Source organism: Streptomyces sp. NPDC043896 (assembly GCF_056435605.1).
Genome location: NZ_JBWKEE010000001.1, coordinates 169,408 through 186,526, shown reverse-complemented (window position 1 = coordinate 186,526; position 17,119 = coordinate 169,408). Strand labels below are relative to the sequence as shown.

General features: G+C 73.2%; 17 protein-coding genes. 12 read left to right on the top strand and 5 right to left on the bottom strand.

The window, feature by feature from the left end:
* Window positions 1–331: 331 nt before the first annotated feature.
* Window positions 332–1,369 carry a hypothetical protein gene (locus AC069X_RS00920; protein ID WP_478723709.1) on the bottom strand — a complete coding sequence of 346 codons (1,038 nt, stop codon included), beginning with the start codon at window positions 1,367–1,369 and terminating at the stop codon, window positions 332–334.
* Entirely contained in the window at window positions 1,369–2,118 is a 750-nt protein-coding gene (locus AC069X_RS00915) for an RNA polymerase sigma factor (protein ID WP_478724325.1), read from the bottom strand. The genes AC069X_RS00920 and AC069X_RS00915 overlap by 1 nt, the downstream gene beginning before the upstream one ends.
* 335 nt (window positions 2,119–2,453) lie before the next feature.
* Between AC069X_RS00915 and AC069X_RS00910 the strand changes: the two genes are divergently transcribed.
* The 10 genes from AC069X_RS00910 to AC069X_RS00865 all read left to right on the top strand — a co-directional run bounded on the left by AC069X_RS00910 (window position 2,454) and on the right by AC069X_RS00865 (window position 11,825).
* Complete coding sequence (locus AC069X_RS00910; protein WP_478723708.1) at window positions 2,454–3,068, top strand: 2-oxo-4-hydroxy-4-carboxy-5-ureidoimidazoline decarboxylase; 615 nt, start codon at window positions 2,454–2,456, stop codon at window positions 3,066–3,068.
* A 152-nt stretch (window positions 3,069–3,220) separates the two neighbouring features.
* Window positions 3,221–3,601 carry a succinate dehydrogenase, cytochrome b556 subunit gene (gene sdhC, locus AC069X_RS00905; RefSeq protein WP_125818878.1) on the top strand — a complete coding sequence of 127 codons (381 nt, stop codon included), beginning with the start codon at window positions 3,221–3,223 and terminating at the stop codon, window positions 3,599–3,601.
* A 5-nt stretch (window positions 3,602–3,606) separates the two neighbouring features.
* The gene (locus AC069X_RS00900) at window positions 3,607–4,089 is read left to right on the top strand and encodes a succinate dehydrogenase hydrophobic membrane anchor subunit (protein ID WP_267033120.1); all 483 of its coding nucleotides are present in this window, start codon (window positions 3,607–3,609) and stop codon (window positions 4,087–4,089) included.
* 23 nt (window positions 4,090–4,112) lie between these two features.
* Window positions 4,113–5,867, top strand: coding sequence for a succinate dehydrogenase flavoprotein subunit (gene sdhA / locus AC069X_RS00895; RefSeq protein WP_285345623.1), 1,755 nt, complete (start codon window positions 4,113–4,115; stop codon window positions 5,865–5,867).
* A complete protein-coding gene (locus AC069X_RS00890; protein ID WP_125818876.1) occupies window positions 5,867–6,625 on the top strand; it encodes a succinate dehydrogenase iron-sulfur subunit in 759 nt (252 codons plus the stop codon). Before sdhA ends, AC069X_RS00890 begins: the two co-directional genes overlap by 1 nt.
* Before the next feature lie 227 nt (window positions 6,626–6,852).
* Window positions 6,853–8,034, top strand: a complete 1,182-nt coding sequence (locus AC069X_RS00885; RefSeq protein ID WP_478723705.1) for a serine hydrolase domain-containing protein — start codon at window positions 6,853–6,855, stop codon at window positions 8,032–8,034.
* Between the two features lie 114 nt (window positions 8,035–8,148).
* Window positions 8,149–10,146 (top strand): bifunctional metallophosphatase/5'-nucleotidase, encoded by a 1,998-nt coding sequence (locus AC069X_RS00880; protein WP_478723704.1) that lies wholly within the window; start codon window positions 8,149–8,151, stop codon window positions 10,144–10,146.
* Window positions 10,147–10,227: 81 nt separating this feature from the next.
* A complete protein-coding gene (locus AC069X_RS00875; protein ID WP_478723702.1) occupies window positions 10,228–10,647 on the top strand; it encodes a hypothetical protein in 420 nt (139 codons plus the stop codon).
* 3 nt (window positions 10,648–10,650) lie between these two features.
* A complete protein-coding gene (locus AC069X_RS00870; protein WP_478723700.1) occupies window positions 10,651–11,079 on the top strand; it encodes a thiol-disulfide oxidoreductase DCC family protein in 429 nt (142 codons plus the stop codon).
* Window positions 11,080–11,090: 11 nt separating this feature from the next.
* The gene (locus AC069X_RS00865; protein ID WP_478723698.1) at window positions 11,091–11,825 is read left to right on the top strand and encodes a TetR family transcriptional regulator; all 735 of its coding nucleotides are present in this window, start codon (window positions 11,091–11,093) and stop codon (window positions 11,823–11,825) included.
* Between the two features lie 27 nt (window positions 11,826–11,852).
* On the opposite strand, the gene AC069X_RS00860 is transcribed toward AC069X_RS00865, so the two are convergent.
* Window positions 11,853–13,100, bottom strand: coding sequence for an MFS transporter (locus AC069X_RS00860; protein ID WP_478723696.1), 1,248 nt, complete (start codon window positions 13,098–13,100; stop codon window positions 11,853–11,855).
* 107 nt (window positions 13,101–13,207) lie between these two features.
* Between AC069X_RS00860 and AC069X_RS00855 the strand changes: the two genes are divergently transcribed.
* Window positions 13,208–13,744: a MarR family winged helix-turn-helix transcriptional regulator gene (locus AC069X_RS00855; protein WP_478723694.1), complete on the top strand. Its 537-nt coding sequence runs from the start codon at window positions 13,208–13,210 to the stop codon at window positions 13,742–13,744.
* Between the two features lie 73 nt (window positions 13,745–13,817).
* On the opposite strand, the gene AC069X_RS00850 is transcribed toward AC069X_RS00855, so the two are convergent.
* Both AC069X_RS00850 and AC069X_RS00845 read right to left on the bottom strand, forming a co-directional pair.
* On the bottom strand, window positions 13,818–15,449 hold the full coding sequence (locus tag AC069X_RS00850) for a metallophosphoesterase (RefSeq protein ID WP_478723692.1): 1,632 nt from the start codon (window positions 15,447–15,449) through the stop codon (window positions 13,818–13,820).
* The gene (locus AC069X_RS00845; RefSeq protein ID WP_478723691.1) at window positions 15,449–15,688 is read right to left on the bottom strand and encodes an SCO4848 family membrane protein; all 240 of its coding nucleotides are present in this window, start codon (window positions 15,686–15,688) and stop codon (window positions 15,449–15,451) included. Before AC069X_RS00845 ends, AC069X_RS00850 begins: the two co-directional genes overlap by 1 nt.
* A 121-nt stretch (window positions 15,689–15,809) precedes the next feature.
* Here AC069X_RS00845 and AC069X_RS00840 point away from each other — a divergent pair, with 121 nt between their 5' ends.
* Window positions 15,810–17,102 carry a D-alanyl-D-alanine carboxypeptidase family protein gene (locus tag AC069X_RS00840; protein ID WP_478723689.1) on the top strand — a complete coding sequence of 431 codons (1,293 nt, stop codon included), beginning with the start codon at window positions 15,810–15,812 and terminating at the stop codon, window positions 17,100–17,102.
* The last annotated feature ends 17 nt before the right edge of the window (window positions 17,103–17,119 follow it).

Sequence of the window (17,119 nt, the reverse complement as noted above, 5' to 3'; positions counted from 1 at the left end):
CGGTGACGGGGGCGGACCGACCCGGGCGCGGTGACCCGGCCCGGTGAACGGGCGCGGTGAACGGGCCCGCGTCGACGGGGCCGGTGATCCGTGATCCGGTGGTCCGGCCCGGGTGAACGGGGCCGGGAGGAGAGAGGGCGCGGGCAGGGCCGGGGGAACGTGCCCCGCCCGCGCCGGGTGCGCCGAGCCCAGGGGTACGGGGGGAACCCCGGCTCGTGCGCGGCCGATGACCAGTCGGCTCGATACGTACTGCGCCGGCGGTTCGAAAAGTGTTACTCCCCCCGTGCGGGGAGAGCGCCGAAACGTTTCAGCCACCCGTTCCGGCCATCCGTCAGCGCGTACGGAAACCCAGCCCGCCGCCCGTCAGGGAGGACGGCGTCGGCAGCGGGGCGCTGCCCTGATCGGCCCCGCTCTGCGGGACGCCGCCCCGGGTGGCCCCGTCCAGCAGGGTCGCGCAGAAGCGCTGCACCTTGGCGGCCCCGCCGGCGAGCTTGGCGAGGTACTCGCGCCGGTCGTCGGCGAGCTTCTTGGCCTTGTTCTCCCGGCACAGGTCCTCGGGCCGGGGCTTCTCCACCGCGCCGCCCTGGTTCCTGCCGTCGGCCTCGGTGCCGCCGCCGCGGTCGGTGAACGTGTCCCGGGTGCCGTCCGTGCCCGCCGCTCCGCCGCCGCCCGTACCGGTCGTGCCGGGCGGCACGGACCGGCTCGGGGCGGTCCCGGGGAGCGTGGGCACCTCCAGGCCGGGCATCCGCGAGACGTCCGGGCTGTACGAGGGCACGTCGCCGCCCAGGGACGGCGTCGGCCGCAGCTGCGGGACGAGGGTGGGGCCGGCGGTGTCCCCGGCGGGCGCCGGGTCCGAGTCGGCGCTGACCGACACCGCCGGGGCGGGGCCCGCCGTCAGGTGCGCGGCGCGGTCCAGCAGACCGGTGCCGGCGACGGCGGCGATCCCGCCGACGGCGACCCCGGCCAGCGCGGCCGCCAGGCCGAAGCGCGCGGCCGTGGCCGGGCGCCGCTGCGCGGGTATCCGTACGCGGGGTATCGGGGCCAGGTCGACCAGGGGCTCCTCGGCGCCGCCGGCTCCGGCCGGGGCGTCCGCGGGTACGCCGGCACCGGCCGCCGCGGATCCCGCCGTCGGGGACGCCGCACGGGACGCCAAGGCGCGGGCCGCGCGGAAGGCGGCCAGGGCGGCTTCCTCCCCGGGCAGTTCTCCCCCGGCGGTGCGCGGGGTCAGGGCGTCGAGGGCGGCGCGCATGCGAGCGGCCTCCGCCCGGGCGTGCGGGTCTCCGCCGGATCCGACCGGGCCGGGGGTTCCTCCGCGCAGCAGCTCGTCCGCCGTGGCCCCGTCCAGCCACGCGTTGTGCTCGTCGGCCATCACATGTCCTTCTGCGTCCGCCAACGTGAATGCGTCACACCGGTTCGCTCCACCAGGCCCCCCGTCCGCCCCCGCTGCGCGGGTACCGCGTCGAGGTCGCGCTCCCGTGCCTGGTCCCCGGCATTATGGCCGACCCGGGCCCGGGGTTCCGCTTCGTTTTCCGTCCCGTCCGCCCCGCCCGTCCCGCCCGCGGGACCGAACTCCGCGCTCAGCAGCTCCGCGAGCTTCTTCAGCCCCCGGTGGGCGGCCGTGCGGACCGCGCCGGGGCGCTTGCCCAGGGTCTCGGCGGCGCTCTTGGCGTCCAGGCCGACGACCACCCGCAGGACGACGGCCTCGGCCTGGTCCTGGGGGAGCTGGGCTATCAGCTTCATCGTGCGGCCGGTGGACAGGGCCTCCATGGCCTCGCCGTACGTGTCGGAGTCCGCGGCCCGGCCGGTCAGCTCGGTCTCGTCACCGCCGACGGCGGGACGGCGGCCGCGCATGCGGATGTGGTCGAGGGCCCGGTTGCGGGCGATGCGGGCGGCCCAGCCGCGGAAGCGGTCGGCGTCGCCGGTGAAGGAGGCGAGGTCGCGGGCGATCTGCAGCCATGCCTCGGAGGTCACGTCCTCGGCGTCGCCGTCACCGACGAGCGTCCGGACGTATCCGAGCAGGCGCGGGTGCACGGCGCGGTACACAGTCCGGAACGCGCTCTCGTCGCCGTCCTGTGCCGCGAGCACCGCGGCGGTCAGCTCCGCGTCGTCCCCCAGCAAAGTCCCCAACCCGTTCAACGTCCTGTACGTGTGGCGCAAATCCGCACGTTACGGCTTTCACGTACCTCTCGTCCACGAGTTGTACAACCAGCAACCAACCCTGCGCGGAGCGGGGTGTGACAGAAAACGCACTCCATACGCTGACATGAATACGGGCTTGTCGCACGAGTCCGTGACGGATGGCGACCGGGGCCTCTCCTGTGGGGGGTGGCGGCCTCGGTCGCCCTCCCCTTTCCAGACGGGTCAAACCTCCCCGCCCTCATCCTTTCGGCTCACTTCCGGGTGAAATACCCGTTCGGGCCGGGCGCGGCCCCTCCGAGATCGCTAGCGTTGCGGTGCACCCGCGCCGCTCCCCGAGGAGAACTCCGCTGTCCAGCCACCTTCCGGCACAGGTCCGCGGTCCGGCCTCCGCCCCCGGCGCCGGACTGGCGCGCTTCAACTCCCTGCCGCACGAGACCGCCCGCGCCGTCCTGCTGCGCTGCTGCGGCAGCGGGCGCTGGGCCCACCGGGTGGCCGCCCACCGCCCCTACCCGGACACCGCCGCCCTGCTGGCCGCGGGCGACGAAGCCGCGTACGACCTCTCCCAGGGCGACCTCTCCGAGGCGCTGGCCCGGGAGTCCTCGGCGGAGCTCGGCCAGGGCGCCCCGTACGCCGCCCTGCTCGCCCTCGACGCGGCGCGGGCGGAGTACGAGCGGACCTTCGGGCACGCCTTCGTGATCTGCCTGGACGGCCACCCGCCGGAGGAACAGGTGGACCAGCTGCTGGCCGCGATCCGCCGCAGGATGGCTCACGAGATCGACGAGGAGCGCTCGATCGCCGCCGAGGAACTGCGCCTGGTGACCCGCTCCCGGATGGTCCGGCTGCTGGACGGACTCGCCGGAGTCCACCGGCCCGACCCCGACGACGGTCTGTCCGCGGCCGGTTTCGGGCTATTTGCTCCTGTGGGATAGCCCGTCCGTGCCTGTTTGATCACACCGGCGGACCCCGGGCGAGGGAACCGACGAAGCGTCGCTACGATGTCCGGGGCCGGTGGACCGTACCCGGCCGGGCCCGACCGACAAAGAAGCCGGCTGGCCCCCGCCCCGCTTCCGGAGGGTTTTCCGTGCCGGCTGGAACGTTGTACCGCGGCCGGGAAGGAATGTGGTCCTGGGTGGCTCATCGAGTCACCGGCGTCCTCATCTTCTTCTTCCTGTTCGTACACGTCCTCGACACCGCTCTCGTCCGCGTCTCCCCCGAGGCGTACGACGATGTCGTGGCTACCTACAAGACTCCGATCGTCGCGCTGCTGGAGTACGGCCTCGTCGCCGCCATCCTGTTCCACGCGCTCAACGGTCTCCGTGTCATCGCCGTGGACTTCTGGTCCAAGGGCCCCCGCCACCAGAAGACGATGCTCTGGTGGGTCGTGGGCATCTGGGTCCTGCTGATGGGCGGGGCCCTGTACCCCGTGCTCGGCCACGCCTACCTCGAACTGTTCGGGAAGTGACACGTATGTCTTCTGACACTTCTTCCGCCAAGGCGATCGGCGACGTGGAGGGCGTTTCCCTCTACGACACCGACAACCCGGCGCCCTACATCGAGGCCCCGCGCAAGCGCACGGGCAAGACCCCTCGCTCGACCCGCGGCAACTTCGAGATGGCCGCGTGGCTCTTCATGCGCCTCTCGGGCATCGTGCTGGTCGTCCTCGTCATCGGCCACCTGCTGATCCAGCTGGTGCTGGACGGCGGCGTCTCCAAGATCGGCTTCGCCTTCGTGGCCGGCCGCTGGGCGTCCCCGTTCTGGCAGGTCTGGGACCTGCTGATGCTGTGGCTGGCCATGCTGCACGGCGCCAACGGCCTGCGTACCGTCATCAACGACTACGCGGAGCGCGCCAACACGCGGCTGTGGCTGAAGGGCCTGCTCTACACCGCCACGGTGTTCACCATCCTTCTGGGCACGCTGGTGATCTTCACCTTCGACCCGAACATCCGCTAGGCAACGGGGCTGAGGCGAATCAAATGAAGATCCACAAGTACGACACCGTCATCGTCGGCGCCGGTGGCGCGGGCATGCGCGCCGCCATCGAGGCGACGAAGCGCAGCCGCACCGCCGTGCTGACGAAGCTGTACCCCACCCGCTCCCACACGGGCGCCGCGCAGGGCGGCATGGCCGCCGCGCTGGCCAACGTGGAGGACGACAACTGGGAGTGGCACACCTTCGACACGGTCAAGGGCGGTGACTACCTGGTCGACCAGGACGCCGCCGAGATCCTGGCGAAGGAGGCCATCGACGCGGTCCTCGACCTGGAGAAGATGGGCCTGCCGTTCAACCGCACCCCGGACGGCACCATCGACCAGCGCCGCTTCGGCGGCCACTCCCGCAACCACGGCGAGGCGCCGGTCCGCCGGTCCTGCTACGCCGCGGACCGCACGGGCCACATGATCCTCCAGACGCTGTACCAGAACTGCGTCAAGGAGGGCGTGGAGTTCTTCAACGAGTTCTACGTCCTGGACCAGCTCCTGGTCGAGGAGGACGGCGTCAAGAAGTCGGCCGGTGTGGTCGCGTACGAGCTCGCCACCGGCGAGATCCACGTGTTCCAGGCCAAGGCCGTCATCTACGCCTCCGGCGGCACCGGCAAGTTCTTCAAGGTGACCTCCAACGCGCACACCCTCACGGGTGACGGCCAGGCGGCCTGCTACCGCCGCGGCCTGCCGCTGGAGGACATGGAGTTCTTCCAGTTCCACCCGACGGGCATCTGGCGCATGGGCATCCTGCTGACGGAGGGCGCCCGCGGTGAGGGCGGCATCCTCCGCAACAAGGACGGCGAGCGCTTCATGGAGAAGTACGCGCCGGTCATGAAGGACCTCGCGTCCCGTGACGTCGTCTCGCGCTCCATCTACACGGAGATCCGCGAGGGCCGCGGCTGCGGCCCCGCCGGCGACCACGTGTACCTGGACCTGACGCACCTCCCGCCGGAGCAGCTCGACGCGAAGCTCCCGGACATCACGGAGTTCGCGCGCACCTACCTCGGCATCGAGCCCTACACGGACCCGATCCCGATCCAGCCCACCGCGCACTACGCCATGGGCGGCATCCCGACCAACGTCGAGGGTGAGGTCCTGGCGGACAACACCACCGTCGTCCCCGGCCTGTACGCGGCCGGCGAGGTCGCGTGCGTGTCGGTGCACGGCGCCAACCGCCTGGGCACCAACTCGCTGCTGGACATCAACGTCTTCGGCAAGCGCTCCGGCATCGCGGCGGCCAAGTACGCGGCCGAGAACGACTACGTCGAGCTGCCGGAGAACCCGGCACAGCAGGTCGCCGACCTGGTCGAGCACCTGCGCAACTCCACGGGCAAGGAGCGGGTCGCCGACCTGCGCCTGGAGCTCCAGGAGACGATGGACGCGAACGTGATGGTGTTCCGCACGGAGCAGACCATCAAGACCGCGGTCGAGAAGATCGCCGAGCTGCGCGCGCGCTACAAGAACGTGTCCGTCCAGGACAAGGGCAAGCGCTTCAACACGGACCTGCTGGAGGCCATCGAGCTGGGCAACCTGCTCGACCTGGCCGAGGTCATGGCCGTGTCCGCGCTGGCGCGCAAGGAGTCCCGCGGCGGTCACTACCGCGAGGACTACCCGAACCGCGACGACGTCAACTTCATGCGCCACACCATGGCGTACCGCGAGGTCGGCGCCGACGGCCAGGACTCCGTCCGCCTGGACTACAAGCCCGTCGTCGTCACCCGCTACCAGCCGATGGAGCGTAAGTACTGATGGCCACCCCCACCCTGGACAAGGTCGAGGCCGAGGCCGCGGCCTCGCACAACATCACGGTCACCTTCCGGATCCGCCGCTTCAACCCCGAGGTCTCGGCCGAGGCGGAGTGGCAGGACTTCCAGATCGAGATCGACCCGAAGGAGCGCGTGCTCGACGGTCTCCACAAGATCAAGTGGGACCTCGACGGCACGCTGACCTTCCGCCGCTCGTGCGCGCACGGCATCTGCGGCTCCGACGCGATGCGGATCAACGGCAAGAACAGGCTCGCCTGCAAGACGCTGATCAAGGACATCAACCCGGAGAAGCCGATCACCGTCGAGGCCATCAAGGGCCTCACGGTGATGAAGGACCTCGTGGTCGACATGGAGCCCTTCTTCCAGGCCTACCGCGACGTCATGCCGTTCCTGGTCACCAAGGGCAACGAGCCGACGCGCGAGCGCCTGCAGTCCGCCGAGGACCGCGAGCGCTTCGACGACACCACCAAGTGCATCCTGTGCGCCGCGTGCACGTCCTCGTGCCCGGTGTTCTGGAACGACGGCCAGTACTTCGGCCCGGCGGCGATCGTCAACGCGCACCGCTTCATCTTCGACTCGCGCGACGAGGCCGGCGAGCAGCGGCTGGAGATCCTGAACGACAAGGACGGCGTGTGGCGCTGCCGCACCACCTTCAACTGCACCGACGCGTGCCCGCGCGGCATCGAGGTCACGAAGGCGATCCAGGAAGTCAAGCGCGCGCTGATCACGCGCCGCTTCTGATCCTTCCGACGCGTCCCTCACAGCGCGCGGCCCCGGCGGGCCCGTCGCGCTCCGGGGCGCTGCGACGGACTCCGTCCGCCGGTCCCGTACGGGGCCGGTGAGCGTCGAGGCCCCGCACCCGGACATCCTCCGGGTGCGGGGCCCCACGCGTCTTCGGGGGTGGGTCAGGGTCGGGTCAGGGGTGGCCCCGATGGTCCGGGGATCTTGCTCACGGCAGGCTTACAGCCATGACGAACCCCGCGAACTCCGCTCCGCGCAAGGCCCGTTGGGCGACCATGCTGGCCGCCGGCGTGGCTCTGGCCGCCATCGGCGCCGGCACCCTGCCCGCCGTGGCCTCCGCCTCCGAACGCCCCTCCGCCGCCCCGGTCACCGGTACGGTCCACACGCACCGCCCGCTGGACCGCGCCGCCCTCCAGGACTCCCTGGCCGGGCTCCCGGACGTGGCCGTCAGCGGGGCGCTGGCCCGGGTGAGCGGCAGGGACGGACGCTGGAACGGTACGGCGGGGTCCACCGTCCCGTCGGCCGACGCGAGCTTCCGGATCGGCAGCGTCACCAAGGTGTTCACCTCCACGGTGACGCTCCAGCTGGTCGCGGAGGGCCGCCTCGGCCTGGACACCCCCGTGCAGGAAATCCTGCCGGGCACCCTTCCCGCCGACTGGGCGCCGATCACCATCGGGCAGCTGCTGAGCCACACCAGCGGCATGCCCCACCCCGTGGCCCCCACCGACGGCACCACCCCGGCCTCGGCGATCGCCGACGCGCTGCGGGCCGCCGCCGAGGAGGGCGCGCCCAAGCCCGTACCGGGGGCCGCGCAGCAGTACAACGGCCTGAACCACTTCCTGCTCGGCATGGCCGTCGAGAAGGTGACCGGCCGTACGTACGCGGAGGAAGTGCAGCGCCGCATCGCCCGCCCGCTGGGGCTGCGCCACACGTACGTGCCCGCCGCCGGCGACCATTCGCTCCCGGCCCCGCACACCCGGGCCCTGTGGGACGCCTCCGGGACCGGTACCGGCGAGCTCGTGGACAACTCCCGGCAGAGCCCCTGGGCCTGGGCGGAGGGCGGGATGATCTCCAACGCCCCCGAGCTGGAGCGGTTCTTCACCGCCCTGATGCAGGGCCGGCTGCTGCCGCCCGCGCAGCAGAAGCTGCTGACCGAGGCGGTCCCCGGCTTCGAGGGCAACCTCTCCTACAGCCGGGGCGGCCTCCAGCACGTGCGGCTCGGCGAGAACACCTGGGTGTGGGGCAAGACCGGCTCGTCCTACGGCTACACCAGCGGCGTCTTCGTCAACGAGGACCGCAGCCGGGTGCTGGTGTACTCCCTCAACCCGACGAACCGCCGCCCGAAGGACAAGACCGAGGGCCTGACGGAGCGGGAGCACATCTTCAAGATCGCCGGCGCGGCCTTCTGACCCCGGGCCCGCGGCGCCGCCGCCACGCCGCTCGACGGGCCCGGGGAACGCCGCCGGCCGGATCGCGGCCCGGCGCGTCGACACGGGCCGGGCGGCGCGGGAGCATGGGCGGATGTGACGAGGCCCGCCAAGACCGCATGCGCTGACCGGAGTTCGGCCCACCTCGGGCGCCGGACGTTCCTCACCTCCCTGGGGACCGTCGCCGCCACCTTCGCCACCGGGATCCCCGCCCACGCCACGGAGCACGCGCGGGACGCCGCCACCGCCGCCGAATACGTGGACGTCCAGCTCCTCGACATCACCGATCTGCACGGCTACCTCCAGGCCGCACCCGGGGGCAACGCCGTCATCGGCGGCAACGGCGGCCGGACGTACACCGTCGGCGGCGTCGCGTACATGGCCGCCCATCTCGCCCGGCTGCGGGCCGGCCGGGCCAATTCGCTCTTCTTCACCCCCGGGGACGCCTTCGCCGGCTGGGAGTTCGACGCCGCCGCGTTCGCCGACGAGCCGACCGTCGAGGCCCTCAACCGCATGGGGCTGGACTTCGCGACCGCCGGGAACCACGAGTTCGACAAGTCCCCCGCCATGCTGCGCCGGCACATGGAGCAGGGCGTGCCGTTCCCCGTCGTGGGCCGCGACGCCACGTTCACCGACTCCTCCGGGGCCCGCTTCCACGGCTCCGACTTCCGCTACCACAGCGCCAACGTCGTCTGGGGTGCCGACGGGAGCACGGTCCTGCCCGCGTACAACGTCGAGACGGTCCGCTCCGCCGGCGGGCAGGAGCTGCGGATCGGGTTCATCCACCTCACCGCCCTCGGCACCGAGGTGATGCCCGGCTCCTACCAGCCCGGGCTCGCCACCCTCGACGAGATCGCCACCGCCGACCGGTACGCGGCCCTGCTCAAGTCCCAGGGCGTGGGCGCCATCGTGCTCAGCGTCCACGACGGGGCGGTGGCCGGCGCCGACTTCAACAGCGGCTCCGACCCCTCCGGCCCGGCCCTCGACCTGGCGCTGCGGGTCTCCCCCGACATCGACGCCATCGTCACCGGCCACTGGCACACCCGGTTCAACATGATGGTCCCCGACCCGAACGGCGTCCCCCGCCCCTTCGTCGAGGCGGGCTGCCACGGCCAGCTCATCAACGAGATCAGCCTGCGCCTCGACCCGGCGACGGGCAAGGTGGTCCGCGAGCTGACGGTGTCCGTCAACCATCCCAACACCCGCGACGTGGCCCCCGATCCGGCCCTCAAGGAGGTCGTCGACTACTGGGCCGGCCAGGCCGCCGCGCGCGACGCCGCCCGGATCGGCAGGCAGACCGGCTCGTTCCTGCGTACGCGCAACACCGCCGGGGAGTCCACGATGGGCGACCTGGCCGCCGACTGGGCGCTGTGGGCGGGCCGCCGGCCGGCCGACCCGGAGAACGACGCCAACGTCCACCCCAACGTGCCGGCCCAGCTCGCGCTGGTCGCCGCCGCTCCCCGGGTGGGCCAGGCGGTCATCGCGGGCGATCTGGTCAGGGACGCGGCCTCGGGCGGCGCCGTCACCTTCGGCCGCGCCTGGCGGGCCGTCGGCTTCGGCGACCCGGTCGTCAGCGCGACCGTGACGGGGCAGCAGATCCACGACGCCCTGGAGCAGCAGTGGACGACGGCGGCCAGCGGCGAGCTGCTCTTCGCGCCGCTGGCCGTGTCCGCGAACGTCCGCTACACCTTCGACGCCCGGGGCCGGGTCGGTGACCGCGTCCGCCCGGCGGACGTCTTCATCGACGGGGTGCCGCTGGACCTCGCCCGCGCCTACCGGCTGGCGGCCCCCTCGTACACCTTCCTGGCGTACGACGGTTACGGCGCGCTCCGGGGTTTCCGGGCCCCGTACCGCCACCAGCGGGACTACGAGAGCTTCATCGCGTACGTCCGGGAGAAGCAGACGCTGACGCCGGCGCCGCTGAACCGGGTGACGGCCGCGAACACGGCCCGGCTCGGGGCGGACGTCGGGACCGTCCTGGAGCCGGGTCCGTTCCTGCTGTCCGACGGCTCCCCGATGCCCCGGCCCGAGGCCGCGCTCGTGGCGGCGGACCGTCCGCCGGCGACGCCGGAGGGCTTCCGGCCGCCCTGCTGAACAAAGGCTTGAACCTGTTCAAAAACAGGTCTACAGTCAGCCTTGCCAAGAAGTTGAACACGTTCAAGGGGGCTGAGGGCAATGGACCTCACCGTGGTCGCGTACGTCATCTACCTGCTCATCAGCATCGGCCTGACCGTCTGGGTGGCCCGCACGCTCAGCCGCAACGGCCGCGTCTTCATCGCGGACGTCCTCCAGGGGAACGAGAAGCTCGCCGATGCCGTCAACCACCTCCTCGTGGTCGGCTTCTACCTCGTGAACATCGGCTTCGTGACCCTCTACCTGCGCTCGGGCGGGACGATCCTCGAAGCCCGCGGGCTCTTCGAGGAGCTGTCGGTCAAGCTCGGCGTCGTCCTGCTGGTCCTCGGGGTCATGCACCTCGGCAACGTCTGGGTGCTGAGCCGGATGCGCCGCCGGGGGATCGCCGAGCGGCAGGCCCAGCAGCTGCCGCCGGTACCGCCGGTCGCCCCGCAGGGGTGGACCGCTCCGGCCGGTGCCTGAGCCGTGGCGGGGACCGCGCGGGCCGGAGTCCGGCACCTGACCGTCCTGTACGACGCCGACTGCCCCGTGTGCACCCGCATCCGCGACTGGCTCGTCCGGCAGCGGCAACTGGTCCCGCTGCGGATGGTGCCGGCCGCCTCCGCCGAGGCGTGGCGGCTGTTCCCCGGGCTGGCGCACGCCGAGACCCTCCGCGAGATCACCGTCGTCGGGGACGGGGGGCAGGTGTGGCGCGGGACGGACGCCTTCATCGTGTGCCTGTGGGCGCTGGCGGAGCACCGCGCGAAGGCCGTCGGACTCGCCACCCCGGCGGGCCGGCCGTTCGCCGCGGCGGCGATGCACGCGGCCGCCGCCGTCCGGCACGCGGTCCGTACCAATTCCGAAGCGGAGGCCGGGGAACCGGCCTGTGACGAGCACTGCTCCGTGCCCCGATAAGGTCGGACACCGTGACAGATCAGAAGGCGCCCAAGAGCGAGCAGACCCGCACGCTCATCCTCGAAACCGCCCTCCGGCTCTTCCAGGAGCGCGGGTTCGACAAGACGACCATGCGGGGCATCGCCAAGGAGGCGGGGGTCTCGGTCGGCAATGCGTACTACTACTTCGAGTCGAAGGAACACCTGGTCCAGGGCTTCTACGACCGGATCGGCGCCGCCCACCAGAAGGCGGTCCGGCCCATCCTGGACCAGGAGACGGACCTCCAGAAGCGGCTCGCCGGCGTGCTGACGAGCTGGATGGACATCGCGGATCCGTACCACGAGTTCGCCTCGCAGTTCTTCAAGAACGCGGCGGACCCGGAGAGTCCGCTCAGCCCGTTCTCGCCGGAGTCGGAACCGGCGCGTCAGGCCGCCATCGACATCCACCGCGAGGTGCTGGCCGGGGCGAAGACCAAGGTCCCGGCCGAACTGGCGGACGTGCTGCCGGAGTTGATGTGGCTCTCGCAGATGGGCCTGGTCCTGTATTGGGTCTTCGACCGCTCGCCCGGCAGCGAGAAGACCCGGCGGCTCGCCGAGCGCGGCGCGCAGCTGACCACGCGGGGCATCGTGCTGGCCCGGTTCCGGGTACTGCGGCCGCTGGTGCGCGAGGTGCACGAGCTGTTCGCGGACTTCCTGCCGGGCATGGCCCAGACGGCGGCCTCGCGCGCCGGGAAGCGCGCGTCGGACCCCCACCCCGGGGAGGAGTGAGGGTCCGGGCGGGTCGTCGCCCGCGGGTCAGCGGCCCAGGACCAGGAGGGCCGCCACGGCAGGGCCGAAGGCTCCGCCGAGCTGGTAGCAGAGGGTGAACAGGCCGATGGCGCTGGGCCGGTGGGCCTCGTCGGGGGCCACGGACACCGCGTGGGTCGACAGGACCGCGTTGGCGGCGGTGGCGGTGAACACCCCCGCCGCGGTGGCCGCCAGCAGCAGCGGGCCCGAGGCGGCGAGGACGCCGGTGAGGGCGGCGGCCGCGCCGGTCGCGACCAGGACCGTACGGACGGCCGTGCGGCTCATGCGGGCCGAGGCGGCGGCGAGCAGCCAGGACAGCGCGGAGCCGGTGAGCAGCGCGACCAGCTGTCCGGCACCGGCGGAGGCGGCGTCCCATCCGGCTCGGTCGGCGAGCAGCCGGGGGACCGAGAAGAGCAGGGTGAAGTAGGAGGTCGACAGGACCAGCGCGAGCAGGGCCGAGACCACGAACACGGGCCGGCGCAGCAGGGCTGTGGGCACGAACCCGTCGGGGCGGCGGCGGACGTGCAGGGTGAGCAGCACGGCGGCCACGAGGGCCCCGCCGAGGGCGGCGAGCGGTGCGGTCGGCAGCAGGACCAGGGCGGTGGCGAGCAGGGTCAGCAGGGCGGCGCCGCGGCCGTCGAAGCGGCCGGAGGGGGGCGGGGTGCTCGTGCCAGCGCGCCGGATGACCACGGGTACGGCCAGCAGGGAGACGGCCTGGACGGCGAGGGCGACGCGCCAGGAGGCGCCGTCGGCGAGGGTCCGGCCGAGCAGCGGCCCGGAGGCGCCGAGCATGCCGAAGCCGGCGCTGATGACGCCCATCCGGCGGGCGGTGCCCGCGAGGCTCATCGCCGCCGCGACCAGCCCGGCGCCGCCGGCGGCCTGGGCGCAGCGGCCGACGAGGGTGAGCGGCAGCCAGGGGGAGGCGGCGACCAGCAGGGTGCCGGCCAGGACGAGGACGGTGGCCAGGCGGAGCACCGCGGCGAGGCCCCGGCGGCGCAGGAGTCCGGCGAGCAGCGGGGTGCCGACGGCCATGGCCCAGCCGAAGGCGGTGAGCAGCCAGGCGGCGGTGCCGTTGCCGACGCCGAGGGAGGCGGCCATGTCCGGGAGGATCAGCACGGGCGCGTTGGCCCCGGCGGCGATGGGGGTCGCGAGCAGGGCGAGCCAGAGGACCGGGACGGGCCCCCGCGCGGCGGCCGCCGGGGCGGCGGCCTTCCGGGTGGTGCTGCTGCTGGTGGTGGTGCCGGTGGTAACCGTCATGGTGCCCACTCCCCCTCGTGCCTCAACCTTGACAATCTCAACGTTGAAATAAAAACAGACGGACTACCTCAACGTCAAGTGTCTTAACGCTGAGGTATTCTTCGGGCATGGAGAAGCACGGAAACGACCAGGACCTGGCGGCCGTCATCGTCGGCCAGTGGGAGAAGGAGCGCCCGGACCTCGCGGAGGCGCTGTGGCCCGTCGAGGTGCTGGCCCGGATCCAGCGCATGACCCGGATCATCGACAAGTACCTCAAGACCTTCACGGCCGAACACGGCCTGGAGGTCGGCGAGTTCGACGTACTGGCCACCCTGCGCCGGTCAGGGCCGCCGTACGCGCTGACCGCGGGCGCGCTGGTCCCGGTCTCCATGGTGACCTCGGGCGCGATCACCAACCGGATCGACCGGCTGGAGGCCAAGGGCCTGGTCGAGCGGGTCCGCGACGGGGCCGACCGCCGGTCGGTGCGCATCCGGCTGACCGACGGGGGCCGCACCCTGATCGACACCCTGATCGAGGAGCACCTGCGGCGCTACGCGACCCTGCTGGAGCCGCTGGACCGCGACACGTGCGAGGCCCTGGGCGGATCCCTGCGCACGCTGCTGCTGGCGCACGGCGACGCCCTCGTGCCGCCCGCGGCCGGCTGAGTTCGGGGCCCGCGTACGCCCGCGCACGCCCGTGCGGGCACGCGCGGACGCACGCCGTCCGGAGCGACGCGGGTCAGGCCTGGTACGAGGCGAGTTCGACGACGGTGATGTCGGAGGGCGCCCCGACCCGGACCGGCGGACCCCAGGCGCCCGCGCCCCGGGACACGTACAGCTGGGTGTCCCCGTAGCGCTCCAGGCCCGCGACGGTCGGGTTCGCCAGCTCGGCCAGGTACTCGCCGGGCCACAGCTGGCCGCCGTGGGTGTGTCCGGAGAGCTGGAGGTCCACGCCGTGGCGGACGGCCTCGTCGATCACGATCGGCTGGTGGGCGAGGAGCACGGAGGCACGGGCGCGGTCGCGGTCCCCGAGGGCCGCCTGGAAGTCGGGGCCCTTGCCCTCCTTCTCCCCCTGGACGTCGTTGACCCCGGCGAGGTCGAAGTGGGGCAGTTCGCGGCGGGCGTTCTCCAGCGGGGTGAGGCCGAGTTCGCGGACGTGGTCGACCCACTGCTCGGCGCCGGAGAAGTACTCGTGGTTGCCGGTGACGAAGAAGGCTCCGTGGCGCGCGCGGAGTTCGCGGAGCGGTTCGGCGGCGGGGCCGAGGTCGTGGACGTCGCCGTCCACGAGGTCGCCGACGATGGCGATGAGGTCGGGCTGCGTGCCGTTGACGGTGTCGACGATGCGGCGGGCGTGGGCGCGGCCCAGCACCGGGCCGAGGTGGACGTCGCTGACGACGGCGATCCGGAACCCGTGCGCGGCGCGCGGCAGCCGGGCGAGCGGCACCTTCACCCGCTTCACGCGGGGCCCGCGGAGCACTCCGTAGGTCCCGTTCGCGACGACCCCGCCGGCGGCGGCCACGGCGGCCCCGCCCAGCACCCGCGCCACGAACACCCTCCGGCTGACCCCGCCGGCGCCGGCGGCGTCGGCCGTGCCCGGCTGCGGGGCCTCGGCGGCGTCGGGCTGCGGCGCCCCGGCCCGCCCGGCCGCGCCGGGTGAGGCGGCCCCGGCTTCGGGGACCGCGGCCTCCGCGGGGGCGCCGGGCACGGGGGCGCCGGGCACGGGGGCGCCGGGCACGGGGGCGCCGGGCACGGGGGCGCCGGCGGTGCCGGCCTCCGCAGCCTCCGCGGCAGCCCCGGGCGCGCCACCCGCGGCCGCGAGGGCGCCGGCGGTGTCGACCGCGACGGCAGCCCCGGGCGCGGTGGCCTCGGCCTGCCCGGCCGCGACCGGCGCGGGGGTGGCGGCCGGCGGGCCGGCGGGGGTGGCGGCCGGCGGGCCGGCGGGGGCGGGGCCCTGCGGGGCTGTCGCCCCACCCGCCCCTTCCCGCAACCGGGGCTCCGCCCCGGCCGCCCCGGCCGGATCAAGCCCCTCCGGCGACTGCGGAGGCGGGGCCACCGGGAGCCGGCGGAGCCACAGGCGGCGGATCGGTTCCGCCACCGCCATCGCCAGCGTCAGGTAGAGCAGCACCGCCAGCCACATGTACCCCGGCCACGCCACCAGCCGCTCCAGCCAGAACGGCGCACCCGCCCGCCCCGCCGTCAGCGCGGCCAGCGCCAGCAGGGGCAGCGCGAACGCCAGGGCCGTGCCCGCCTTGCGGGCCGGCCCGCCCGCGCGCGTCGTGTCGCGGACCAGCCGCACCCACAGCCACCGGTGGACCAGCCCCAGCAGCGCCAGTACCGCGACCACCGCCACGATCGCCACCACCACGGTCATCACGACTCCCGCCGCAGCGCCCGGAGACCGCGGACCCCGATCACACCAACGGCCGTCCCCAGGAGAAATGACGTCACCGCCAGGAGAAGGTGTACCCAGAAGTAGGCCGTGGGCTGACCGTCGTCGAAAGCCAGACCGCTGGCGTCATTGAAGAGGTTCTTTACGAACGTGGACCAGATCACCCAGGACCAGGCTCCGAACGCTGCGAGGAACCAGGACGCGGTGCGGCTGAGTTTCATGCCCCCAGTATCGGATTCGTCCCCAGGACGGACGCGCCGGGGTGGGCCGTACCGGGGGTGGTTGGGCCCGGTTGGCCGGTCCTGGACGCCGGTCAGTCCATCGGGATGTACGTTCACCTGCGTGTCTGCCAAGAAGACCGCGCTGACGGTCCTTTCCGCCGCACTGCTGGTTCCAGCGGTGCTCATGGCATCCGCGAGCGCGCCCGTACACGCCGCGCCGGCGCCGCCCCCGCCGGCCGACGGGAAGGGGCAGCCCCCGAAGGCACCGAACGCCGCCCCCGCACCGCCCCCCTCGATGTCCACCGTCGGCGGCGCCCGCCTCGGGCAGCCCGGCACCCAGGTCAACCCGCTGCCCGGCGCGCCCGCCCTGCCCGCCAACCTCAGCGGCCGGTCCTGGATCGTGGCGGACGCCGAGACCGGCGAGGTCCTCGCGGCGCACAACGCCCACTGGCGGCTTCCCCCGGCCTCCACCATGAAGATGCTCTTCGCCGACACCGTGCTGCCCACCCTCCCCAAGGACCAGGTCCACCACGTCACCGACGAGGACATGGACGGCGTCGGCCCGGGCAGCAGCCTGGTCGGCGTCAAGGAGGACCACGACTACTCCGTCCACGACCTGTGGCTCGGCGTGTTCCTGCGTTCCGGGAACGACGCCGTGCACGTGCTCTCGGCGATGAACGGCGGTATCGACAAGACCGTCCAGGACATGCAGGCGCACGCCGAGGAACTCCAGGCCCTGGACACCCACGTGGTGTCCCCGGACGGCTACGACGCCCCCGAGCAGGTGTCCAGCGCGTACGACCTCACCCTCATCGCCCGCTCCGGCCTGCAGAAGCAGGACTTCCGGGAGTACTGCGGGACGGCCGAGGCCAAGTTCCCCGGCAGGCAGGAGGCCGGCAGGCCCCGCGACTACTTCGAGATCCAGAACACGAACCGGCTGATGACGGGCGCGGGCGGCATCACCCCCTACAAGGGCATCGCCGGGGTGAAGAACGGCAACACCACCATGGCCGGCTCGACCTTCACCGGCGCCGCCCAGCGCGGTGACAAGAAGCTGCTGGTGACGGTGATGAACCCGGACGACGGCGGGGTGAACTCGGTCTACGAGGAGACCGCCGAGCTCTTCGACTGGGGGTTCGCGGCGGTCGGGAAGGTCAAGCCGGTCGGCGAGCTGGTGCCGCCGAAGAGCGCGGACGCCTCCCCGCACGGCTCCCCCGCCCAGTCCCACGAGAAGGGCGCCCGGGCGGCGGGCGGCGCCTCCGGCAGCAGCGGGCTCGGCACGGCGTTCGGGATCGCGGGCGGGGCGCTGGCCGTCCTGGCGGGCGGCGCCTTCGTGGTGAACCGCCGCTGGCCGCGCGGCCGCCGGGGCCCGGGAGGCAGCGCCGGCAGCCCGGACGGCCCGGACACCCCCTAGGGCCTGTCGTCAAACTT

Excerpts from the sequence above, each read along its gene's own strand:
- AC069X_RS00920 (WP_478723709.1), bottom strand. The coding sequence starts at position 1,369 with ATGGCCGACGAGCACAACGCGTGGCTGGACGGGGCCACGGCGGACGAG.
- AC069X_RS00850 (WP_478723692.1), bottom strand. The coding sequence starts at position 15,449 with ATGACCGTGGTGGTGGCGATCGTGGCGGTGGTCGCGGTACTGGCGCTG.
- sdhA (WP_285345623.1), top strand. The coding sequence starts at position 4,113 with ATGAAGATCCACAAGTACGACACCGTCATCGTCGGCGCCGGTGGCGCG.
- AC069X_RS00875 (WP_478723702.1), top strand. The coding sequence starts at position 10,228 with ATGGACCTCACCGTGGTCGCGTACGTCATCTACCTGCTCATCAGCATC.
- AC069X_RS00885 (WP_478723705.1), top strand. The coding sequence starts at position 6,853 with ATGACGAACCCCGCGAACTCCGCTCCGCGCAAGGCCCGTTGGGCGACC.
- AC069X_RS00845 (WP_478723691.1), bottom strand. The coding sequence starts at position 15,688 with ATGAAACTCAGCCGCACCGCGTCCTGGTTCCTCGCAGCGTTCGGAGCC.
- AC069X_RS00890 (WP_125818876.1), top strand. The coding sequence starts at position 5,867 with ATGGCCACCCCCACCCTGGACAAGGTCGAGGCCGAGGCCGCGGCCTCG.
- AC069X_RS00860 (WP_478723696.1), bottom strand. The coding sequence starts at position 13,100 with ATGACGGTTACCACCGGCACCACCACCAGCAGCAGCACCACCCGGAAG.
- AC069X_RS00855 (WP_478723694.1), top strand. The coding sequence starts at position 13,208 with ATGGAGAAGCACGGAAACGACCAGGACCTGGCGGCCGTCATCGTCGGC.
- AC069X_RS00900 (WP_267033120.1), top strand. The coding sequence starts at position 3,607 with ATGTCTTCTGACACTTCTTCCGCCAAGGCGATCGGCGACGTGGAGGGC.